Source organism: Streptomyces laurentii, assembly GCF_040635425.1.
Lineage (GTDB): Bacteria > Actinomycetota > Actinomycetes > Streptomycetales > Streptomycetaceae > Streptomyces > Streptomyces laurentii.
Genome location: NZ_JBEYHT010000013.1, coordinates 131,261 through 141,294, shown reverse-complemented (window position 1 = coordinate 141,294; position 10,034 = coordinate 131,261). Strand labels below are relative to the sequence as shown.

8 protein-coding genes are annotated in these 10,034 nt (G+C 69.1%); all 8 read right to left on the bottom strand.

Annotation, left to right across the window (positions count from 1 at the left end):
- Positions 1 to 112 precede the first annotated feature (112 nt).
- The gene (pssA, locus tag ABZ693_RS11770; protein ID WP_359875695.1) at positions 113 to 991 is read right to left on the bottom strand and encodes a CDP-diacylglycerol--serine O-phosphatidyltransferase; all 879 of its coding nucleotides are present in this window, start codon (positions 989 to 991) and stop codon (positions 113 to 115) included.
- Complete coding sequence (locus ABZ693_RS11765; RefSeq protein ID WP_359875681.1) at positions 984 to 1,640, bottom strand: phosphatidylserine decarboxylase; 657 nt, start codon at positions 1,638 to 1,640, stop codon at positions 984 to 986. Before ABZ693_RS11765 ends, pssA begins: the two co-directional genes overlap by 8 nt.
- Before the next feature lie 170 nt (positions 1,641 to 1,810).
- Complete coding sequence (locus tag ABZ693_RS11760; RefSeq protein ID WP_359875680.1) at positions 1,811 to 3,016, bottom strand: acyl-CoA dehydrogenase family protein; 1,206 nt, start codon at positions 3,014 to 3,016, stop codon at positions 1,811 to 1,813.
- Between the two features lie 2 nt (positions 3,017 to 3,018).
- Complete coding sequence (locus ABZ693_RS11755; RefSeq protein WP_359875679.1) at positions 3,019 to 3,531, bottom strand: MaoC family dehydratase; 513 nt, start codon at positions 3,529 to 3,531, stop codon at positions 3,019 to 3,021.
- A 5-nt stretch (positions 3,532 to 3,536) separates the two neighbouring features.
- Entirely contained in the window at positions 3,537 to 4,529 is a 993-nt protein-coding gene (locus tag ABZ693_RS11750) for an HpcH/HpaI aldolase/citrate lyase family protein (protein WP_359875678.1), read from the bottom strand.
- Positions 4,526 to 6,562, bottom strand: coding sequence for a protein meaA (locus tag ABZ693_RS11745; protein ID WP_359875677.1), 2,037 nt, complete (start codon positions 6,560 to 6,562; stop codon positions 4,526 to 4,528). Before ABZ693_RS11745 ends, ABZ693_RS11750 begins: the two co-directional genes overlap by 4 nt.
- 70 nt (positions 6,563 to 6,632) lie before the next feature.
- The gene (ccrA, locus tag ABZ693_RS11740; RefSeq protein ID WP_359875676.1) at positions 6,633 to 7,970 is read right to left on the bottom strand and encodes a crotonyl-CoA carboxylase/reductase; all 1,338 of its coding nucleotides are present in this window, start codon (positions 7,968 to 7,970) and stop codon (positions 6,633 to 6,635) included.
- A 1,166-nt stretch (positions 7,971 to 9,136) separates the two neighbouring features.
- Positions 9,137 to 9,997, bottom strand: coding sequence for a TetR family transcriptional regulator (locus ABZ693_RS11735; RefSeq protein ID WP_359875675.1), 861 nt, complete (start codon positions 9,995 to 9,997; stop codon positions 9,137 to 9,139).
- Positions 9,998 to 10,034 lie beyond the last annotated feature (37 nt).

The window sequence follows — 10,034 nt, the reverse complement described above, 5'->3', positions numbered from 1 at the left end:
TGGAGGGGGGGCTGGGGGCCTGGTGGGCTCCGAAATTATTCCCTTGATTGAGGAAGGGCCCGGACGCTTTCGCGTCCGGGCCCTTCCTCATGCACGGTGTTCCGTTGTCCGGCTAGCGCAGTTGTGCCGCCTGCGCCTCACGGGCCTCGCGGCTCTCGCGCCGGTTGCCGCGGAAGGTGTTCACCCGCCGGGCCGTCGCGAAGAGCGGGATCACCGCGCCCAGCACGACCTGGAGCGCGCAGCCCGTCTGGAGGAGCAGCGCACCGCCCGGGGCGTCGAACGCCCAGGCCGCCAACATCGCCATCGCGCCGACGATCCAGCTGAGCATCGCCGCCGCGAGGACACCCCGCGGCTTCGGGTACTCGACCCGGCTCACCATCAGCCACGCCGTACCGATGATCGCGAGGAGCGTCGGCACGAACGGCAGCTCGAGCAGGATGATCGAGACGACCGTGAGCGCGCCGAAGGGGCTCGGCATGCCCTGGAACATGCCGTCCTTCATCGTCACGCACGAGAACCGCGCGAGCCTGAGCACCACCGCGAGCAGCACCACGATCGCGGCCACCGCCGAGACCTTCTGGTGCGCGTCGTCCGCGACCATGCCGTACACGAGCACGAAGTACGCCGGCGCGAGACCGAAGCTGATCAGGTCCGACAGGTTGTCCAGCTCGGCGCCCATCGGCGAGCTGCGCAGCTTGCGGGCCACGAGCCCGTCGCACAGGTCGAAGATCGCCGCGCAGAGCATGAGGATCACGGCGGTGGCGGCGGAGTGCCGCGCCATGCCGCTCTCCATGCCGTTGCCGGTGAGGTGCGGGATGAGGATGCCGGTGGTGGTGAAGTACACCGCCATGAAGCCGCACGTGGCGTTGCCGAGCGTGAGGGCGTCCGCTATGGACAGCCTCATCGACAGCGGCATCTCCTCGGCCTCGTCGGCGGACTCCGCCTCCCCGTCGGCGGCCCATTCGGCCGCCCGTGTGTCGGGATCAATCACGGTCAATGCGAGTCACCCCCGCGGTCGTGGCCTGGCCGACCTCGACGGCGACCTCGACACCCTCCGGGAGGTAGATGTCGACGCGCGAGCCGAAGCGGATCAGACCGATGCGGTCACCCTGCTCGACCTTCGTGCCCTGCGGGATGTACGGCACGATGCGGCGTGCCACGGCGCCCGCGATCTGCACCATCTCGATGTCGCCGAGCTCGGTGTCGAAGTGCCAGACGACCCGCTCGTTGTTCTCGCTCTCCTTGTTGAACGCCGGCACGAAGCCACCGGGGACGTGCTCCACGGACGTCACCGTGCCCGCCATCGGGGCGCGGTTGACGTGGACGTTCAGCGGGCTCATGAAGATCGCGACGCGGGTGCGGCCGTCCTTCCAGGGCATGATGCTCTGCACCACGCCGTCGGCGGGCGAGATGACCCGCCCCTGAGCGATCTCTCGCTCGGGGTCGCGGAAGAACCACAGCATGCCGGCCGCGAGAGCGGTGACCGGTACGGCGACGGCACGGGCGCGCGTGGACTTGCGAGAGCGCGCGAGGCTCAGCGCCGCGGTGGCGACGGTCGGCAGAAGCCACGGCGATGCTCCGCGTGCGATGCGCACGCCCTTGAGGCGGTCGCGGTGTGCAGAGGTTTGGCTGTGGGGCATGGATGACCTTCGTAGCGGATGAGGCCGCACTGGCAACGGGGGACGGCGGCTTTTCCGGCGATGCTATCGGTTGTGGGCTGCAACTGGGCAAGCCAGAAGCCGAGTCGGCGGCCGGAAGACGAACACAGGGTGTGATCTTCTTCGCGGCCAAACCGGCTCAAAAGAGACAATCAACCCTGGAATCGGTACTCCTCGAGCAGCCGACGACCAATGATCATTTTCTGGATCTCGGCGGTACCCTCGCCGATGAGCAGCATCGGCGCCTCGCGGTAGAGCCGCTCGATCTCGTACTCCTTCGAGAAGCCGTAACCACCGTGGATGCGGAACGCGTCCTCGACCACTTCCTTGCAGTACTCGGAGGCGAGGTACTTCGCCATGCCTGCTTCGAGGTCGTTTCGTTCCCCGGAGTCCTTTTTGCGTGCTGCGTTCACCATCATGGCATGGGCGGCCTCGACCTTGGTAGCCATTTCGGCCAGCTTGAACTGGATCGCCTGGTGCTGGGCGATCGGCTTGCCGAAAGTGTGACGCTGCTGGGCATACTGGACACCCAGCTCGAAGGCACGCTGTGCGACGCCGCAGCCACGGGCCGCCACATTCACGCGGCCGACCTCCACGCCGTCCATCATTTGGTAAAACCCTCGGCCGGTGACCCCGCCGAGCACCCGATCGGCCGGAATACGCAGTCCGTCCATGATGAGCTCGGTGGTGTCGACCCCCTTGTAGCCCATCTTCTCGATCTTGCCCGGGATCGTGAGCCCGGGACGGACCTCGCCGAAGCCGGCCTCCTTCTCCACGAGGAAGGTCGTCATCGACTTGTGCGGGGCGGTGCCCTCCGGGTGGCCTTCGTCACTCCGTACGAGCACGGCGACCAGGGTGGACGTGCCGCCGTTCGTCAGCCACATCTTCTGGCCGTTCAGGACGTACGCGTCGCCGTCCTTCACCGCCTTCGAGGTGATCGCCGACACGTCCGAGCCGAGACCCGGCTCCGACATCGAGAACGCGCCGCGCGTCTCGCCGGCCGCCATCCGGGGCAGGAAGTGGTCCTTCTGCTCCTGCGTGCCGTGCTGCTTGAGCATGTACGCCACGATGAAGTGGGTGTTGATGATGCCGGACACCGACATCCAGCCGCGCGCGATCTCCTCCACGCACAGCGCGTAGGTGAGCAGCGACTCACCCAGACCGCCGTACTCCTCGGGGATCATCAGACCGAAGACGCCGAGCTCCTTGAGCCCGTCCACGATCTGCTGCGGGTACTCGTCACGGTGCTCCAGCTCCGTGGCGACCGGGATGATCTCCTTGTCGACGAAGTCGCGGACCGTCGCGACGATCTCCTGCTGGACGTCGGTGAGACCGCTGGTCTGAGCGAGTCGCGCCATGACTACTTCTCCTGTTCCGTCAGCTCGGGCCGGCCGGGCTGCTCGCCGCCGCGCGCGTCGATGTACTCGGCGGTCGGGACCATCACCTTGCGGCGGAAGACGCACACGAGGGTGCCGTCCTGCTTGTAGCCCTTGGTCTCGACGTAGACGATGCCGCGGTCGCTCTTCGAACGCGACGGCGTCTTGTCGAGCACCGTGGTCTCGCCGTAGATCGTGTCGCCGTGGAAGGTCGGCGCCACGTGCCGCAGCGACTCGACCTCCAGGTTCGCGATGGCCTTGCCGGAGACGTCCGGCACGGACATGCCGAGCAGCAGCGAATAGATGTAGTTGCCGACGACGACGTTCTTCTTGAAGTCCGTCGTGTTCTCCGCGTAATTCACGTCCATGTGCAGCGGATGATGGTTCATCGTCAGCAGACAGAAGAGATGGTCGTCGTACTCGGTGACCGTCTTTCCGGGCCAGTGCTTGTAGACGGCACCGATGTCGAATTCTTCGTAGGTACGGCCGAACTGCATGGGGATCAGGCCTCCGCCTTCTTTTCCGAACCGGGCAGTTCGAACGTGCTGGTGCGCTTCATTCCGGCGGCCCGGCCCTTGCCGGAGATCACCAGCGCCATCTTGCGGGAGGCCTCGTCGATCATCTCGTCGCCGAGCATCGCCGAGCCCTTCTTCCCGCCGGCCTCGGACGTGTAGTAGTCGTACGCGTCGAGGATGAGCTCCGCGTGGTCGAAGTCCTCCTGCGAGGGCGAGAAGATCTCGTTCGCGGCGGCGACCTGGTCCGGGTGCAGCACCCACTTGCCGTCGAAGCCGAGGGCGGCGGCGCGCTGCGCGACCGCGCGGTAGCCCTCCTGGTTGCGGATCTGGAGGTACGGGCCGTCGATCGCCTGCAGGTTGTTGGCGCGGGCGGCCATCAGGATGCTCATCAGGATGTGGTGGTAGGCGTCCGCCGGGTAGCCGGGCGGCTGCTCGCCGACGACCAGCGACTTCATGTTGATCGAGGCCATGAAGTCGGCCGGGCCGAAGATGATGGTCTCGACGCGCTGCGACGCCTGGGCGATCGCGTTCACGTTGACCAGACCCTGGGCGTTCTCGATCTGCGCCTCGATGCCGATCTTGCCGACCTCGAAGCCCATGGTCTTCTCGATCTGGGTGAGCAGCAGGTCGAGCGCCACGATCTGCTCGGCGTTCTGCACCTTCGGCAGCATGATGCAGTCGAGGTTCTGGCCGGCGCCCTCGACGACGGTGACGACGTCACGGTACGTCCAGTGGGTCGTCCAGTCGTTGACCCGCACGACGCGCGTCTTGCCGGTCCAGTCGCCCTCGTTGAGGAACTTCACGATGGTGTGCCGGGCCTCCGGCTTGGCCAGCGGCGCGCAGGCGTCCTCCAGGTCCAGGAAGACCTGGTCGGCGGCGAGGCCCTGGGCCTTCTCCAGGAACCGCGGGTTGGAGCCGGGGACCGCAAGGCACGAGCGGCGCGGGCGCAGCCGGTTCACGGGGGAAGAGGGCGTGGTCATGCGGGGACCTCCGTACGTTCGAGGGGGCTGAGCTGGTTGGCATTCCGGATCTCGTCGACGATACGTCCGATGATCCCGGTGATACCGAAGTCCTTCGGGGTGAAGACGGCGGCCACTCCGGCCGCCCGGAGCTCCTCGGCGTCGGCGTTCGGGATGATCCCGCCGACGACGACCGGGATGTCGGCCGCGCCGGCGTCCCGCAGCCGGTCGAGCACGTCCGGGACGAGCTGCGCGTGCGAGCCGGAGAGGATCGACAGACCGACCGCGTGCACGTCCTCCTCCAGGGCGGCGTCCACGATCTGCGCGGGCGTCAGCCGGATGCCCTGGTAGACCACCTCGAACCCGGCGTCACGGGCCCGTACGGCGATCTGCTCGGCACCGTTGGAGTGCCCGTCCAGGCCCGGCTTGCCGACCAGGAAGCGGAGCTTGCCCACGCCCAGGTCCCGGGCGGTCGCGTCGACCTTGTGGCGCACCTCGGCGAGCGGCGAGCCCTCCTCGGCCGGCACCGCGACCGGGGCCGACGACACGCCGGTCGGCGCGCGGAACTCGCCGAAGACCTCGCGCAGCGCCCCGGCCCACTCGCCGGTCGTGACACCGGCGCGGGCGCACTCCAGGGTCGCCTCCATGAGGTTGCCGGTGCCCTTCGCGGCCTCCTTCAGCCGCTCCAGCGCCTTGCACGGGCGCGGGTGGTTGAACGGCGGCTGGTAGCGGGTGTCCCGCCAGGTGCCGAGACCGGCCACGACGCGGGCCTCGACGGCCGGGTCGACGGTCTGGATCGCGGTGTCCAGGTCGGCGGTGAGCGGGTTCGGCTCGGTCGTCTCGAAGATGTTGACGCCGATGATCTTCTCCTCGCCGGACTCGATCCGGGCCCGCCGTTCGGCGTGCGAGGAGACCAGCTGCGCCTTCAGGTAGCCGGACTCGACGGCCGCCATCGCGCCGCCCATCTCCTGGATCCGCTCGATCTCGGCCAGGCACTCCCCGACCAGGGCGTCCACCTTGGCCTCGATGACGTGCGAGCCCGCGAAGATGTCCTCGTACTCCAGCAGGTCCGACTCGTGCGCGAGCACCTGCTGGATACGGAGCGACCACTGCTGGTCCCAGGGGCGCGGCAGGCCGAGCGCCTCGTTCCAGGCCGGGAGCTGGACGGCGCGGGCGCGGGCGTCCTTGGAGAGGGTGACGGCCAGCATCTCCAGGACGATCCGCTGGACGTTGTTCTCCGGCTGCGCCTCGGTCAGACCGAGCGAGTTGACCTGCACCCCGTACCGGAAACGCCGCTGCCTGGCGTCCTCGATGCCGTACCGCTCCCGGGTGATCCGGTCCCAGATGCGGCCGAAGGCGCGCATCTTGCACATCTCCTCGACGAACCGGACGCCCGCGTTCACGAAGAACGAGATCCGGGCGACGACCTCGCCGAACCGCTCCGCCGGGACCTGGCCGGAGTCACGGACCGCGTCGAGGACGGCGATCGCCGTGGACATCGCGTACGCGATCTCCTGGACCGGCGTGGCGCCCGCCTCCTGCAGGTGGTAGCTGCAGATGTTGATCGGGTTCCACTTCGGGATGTGGTTGACCGTGTACGCGATCATGTCCGTCGTGAGGCGGAGCGACGGTCCGGGCGGGAAGACGTGCGTCCCGCGCGACAGGTACTCCTTCACGATGTCGTTCTGTGTGGTGCCCTGGAGCTTGGTGATGTCCGCGCCCTGCTCCTCGGCCACCACCTGGTAGAGCGCCAGGAGCCACATGGCGGTGGCGTTGATGGTCATCGAGGTGTTCATCTGTTCCAGGGGGATGTCCTGGAACAGCCGCCGCATGTCACCGAGGTGCGAGACCGGCACGCCGACCCGGCCGACCTCGCCACGGGCGAGGACGTGGTCGGGGTCGTAGCCGGTCTGCGTGGGCAGGTCGAACGCGACCGAGAGGCCGGTCTGGCCCTTGGCGAGGTTGCGCCGGTACAGCTCGTTCGACGCCTCGGCCGTGGAGTGGCCGGCGTACGTCCGCATGAGCCACGGCCGGTCCTTCTGGCGCTCTGTCATCTGTGGTCCCGGGTTCGGTTCGGTTCGGGGGTCAGGGATCAGGGGTCGCGGAGATCGCGGAGACCGCGGATCAGACGTTCCGGAAGCGATTGATCGCGTCGAGGTGCTTGGCGCGCGTCTCCTGGTCGCGCACACCCATGCCCTCCTCGGGAGCGAGGGCGAGCACGCCGACCTTGCCCTGGTGCAGGTTGCGGTGCACGTCGTACGCGGCCTGCCCGGTCTCCTCCAGGGAGTACACCTTGGACAGCGTCGGGTGGATCTTGCCCTTGGCGACCAGGCGGTTGGCCTCCCACGCCTCGCGGTAGTTGGCGAAGTGCGAGCCGACGATCTTCTTCAGCGACATCCACAGGTAGCGGTTGTCGTACTCGTGCTGGTACCCCGAGGTGGACGCGCAGGTCACGATCGTGCCGCCCTTGCGGGTGACGTAGACGGACGCGCCGAAGGTCTCGCGGCCCGGGTGCTCGAAGACGATGTCGACGTCCTCGCCGCCGGTCAGCTCACGGATCCGCGAACCGAGGCGCTTCCACTCGCGCGGGTCCTGGGTGTGCTCGTCCTTCCAGAACTTGTAGCCCTCGGCGTTCCGGTCGATGACCGCCTCGGCGCCCATGGCGCGGCAGATGTCGGCCTTCTCGGGGGAGGAGACGACACAGATCGGGTTGGCGCCGCCGGCCAGCGCGAACTGCGTGGCGTACGAGCCGAGGCCGCCGCTCGCACCCCAGATCAGCACGTTGTCGCCCTGCTTCATGCCGGCGCCGTTGCGGGAGACCAGCTGGCGGTACGCGGTGGAGTTGACCAGGCCGGGCGCCGCCGCCTCCTCCCAGCTGAGGTGGCCGGGCTTCGGCATCAGCTGGTTGGACTTGACCAGGGCGATCTCGGCGAGGCCGCCGAAGTTGGTCTCGAAGCCCCAGATGCGCTGCTCGGGGTCGAGCATCGTGTCGTTGTGGCCGTCGGAGGACTCCAGCTCGACCGACAGGCAGTGCGCGACGACCTCGTCGCCCGGCTTCCAGGCGTTGACGCCGGGGCCGGTGCGCAGCACGACGCCCGAGAGGTCGGAACCGATGATGTGGTACGGCAGGTCGTGGCGCTTGGTCAGCTCCGACAGGCGGCCGTAACGCTCCAGGAACGCGAAGGTCGACACCGGCTCGAAGATCGAGGACCAGACCGAGTTGTAGTTCACGGAGGAGGCCATCACGGCGACCAGGGCCTCGCCCGGGCCCAGCTCGGGGAGCGGGACCTCGTCCAGGTGGAGCGACGTGCGCGGGTCCTTGTCGCGGCTGGCCTGCCCCGCGAACATCTCCTGCTCGTCCTTGTGGACGGTCACGGCGCGGTACGACTCGGGGAGCTTCAGGCTGGCGAAGTCGGCCGAGGTGGAGTCGGGCGACTGGATCGCGTCCAGGATGTCCTTCACGGGGTGCCTCCGGCGGTGCGGCGTCCCAGGGGGACGCGCTGAGGGTTACGTCGGGGTTGCTGCGGTGGAGGTGTGCCGTCGGTTCGGCGCTGGTGATGCTGTGGCGGCGCCGTGGTGGGGCGCGCGGGTGCCTGTGACGCAGGCGTCCGGGCGCACGGGCGACATCGGCCGTGGGGACAGCCGGCGAACGGGGGATTCCCGGGCGCCGGCCGCCCGGACGAGATCAACGTATGGCACGCCGTGTCACCTGACAAGGCACTGCGTGCCAACAATTTCACTCAGATGCGATCTGGTGTTCACGGATGAGCGATGATCGATCGAAAATGCCCCTGAACTGGCTCTTTCTTATGTGCCTCGGTTCTCCCCCTGCCTTCGGCGGGGGACCCCCACGGGGTGCTGGAGTCGGACTCACCGCACCGATCGTGCTCGCCCCGCTCGTTCCTCGCGGGCCTGCGCGCGTTCGGCACTGTTCCCCCGACGCACCCCTTCGGCTCACTCGGCCGTCGTGCGCGAGGCGCAGTACGGGCACCGGCAGCTGGCACCCCGCACGTCACCAGGTCATGGGAACCCGCACGTATCGGCGCGGGGCGAAGGGTGGAGGTCCGCTCGCGGGGTGCCCGACTCCGGTGGGCCAGGCCCTTGTCGGTGCGGGGACGTGCGGGGTGATGCGCTGGGCGAGTGAGCCGAAGGGCGCCGCGGGTGTCGAAAGGGAGAGCGCGCGGAGGCCCCGAGGAACGAGGGGGCGAGCACGGTCGACCGTCGACACTCGCACCAGGCGCCCGGAGGTGAACCGAGCCACAAAAAAGGCCAACCAGAAGCTCGCGGACAGCGGGTACGCCCGTGTGAGTGCTCAACTCATGCGGGCCCGTACAGGCCGGTGCCCTTCCGTCTGGGGTGGCCCCGATTCCTGCGGCACAGACAGCGCGCACGCCCCCGGCGTATGCGGGCCCCGCACAGGCCCGTGCTCATTCCCTCCGGGCCGGCACCATGCCGGTACTCATCCCGTGCGGGCCGCCCCGCCCCGCCCCGTACCGGTACCCGTCCCCGCCCGGCCGCCCATGTCACCCCGTGCCCCCATCTCACACGTCAGGCCCGCCCCCGCCCTCATGGGCGCGAGCGGGCCGTCTGTCCTCGCGTACAGCTGGAGCCTGGTGTATCCGGCAGGCTCAGCCCCGGGAAAGTGCCTGCTGGATCGTCTGCATGATCTCGTCCAGGGGGGCGTCGGTGCGGGCCACGGCGACCACGACGTCGCCGGTCGTCGAGGCGGTGGCCGCCGGTGCCCGTCCCGGGGCCGGCGCCTCCTCCGCTCGCGGCGCGGCCCCCGCGCCCGCCCCCGCTCCCGCCGTCCCCGGCCGGGCGCCTATGCCGCTGCCGAAAGTGTCGCGGACGATGGCGAAGGCGTGGTCGAGCTGGGTCTCCACGTCGCCCTGGCCGCCCGCGCGGAGCCAGCGGCGCAGGACGTGGTTGTGGGCGGTGACGACCGCCGACGCGGCGACCTCGGCCAGCAGCGGGTCGTCGTTGCCGTCGTGGTGGTCGCGCTCGTCGAAGTGGCCGAGGAGGTAGCGCGTGAACAGCCGCTCGTAGCGGGCCACCGAGGCGATCTCGCGTTCGCGGAGGGTCGGCACCTCGCGGGTGAGGCGGTAGCGGGCCACGGAGACGGCGGGCGCGCCCGCGTACATCTTCATGACCTCCTTGATGCCCCGGCACACCGTGTCGAGCGGGTGCTCGTGCGGCGGGGCGGCGTTGAGGACCGCCTCGGCGCGCACCAGGGTGTCGTCGTGGTCGGGGAAGATCGCCTCTTCCTTGGAGCGGAAGTGCCGGAAGAAGGTCCGGCGGGCGACCCCGGCCGCCGCCGCGATCTCGTCGACGGTGGTGGCCTCGTAGCCCTTGGTGGCGAAGAGTTCCATGGCCGCGGCGGCCAGTTCCCGGCGCATTTTGAGCCGCTGCGCGGCGGCACGGGTCCCTGCCGCGCTCTCCGGGGCGTCGGGCGTGGACGTGGCACGGGGTGTCTTGGCGGCCTTGGGCATGCCCCGAACGTACTGCATCCGGGCGGCGGCGTGTCCC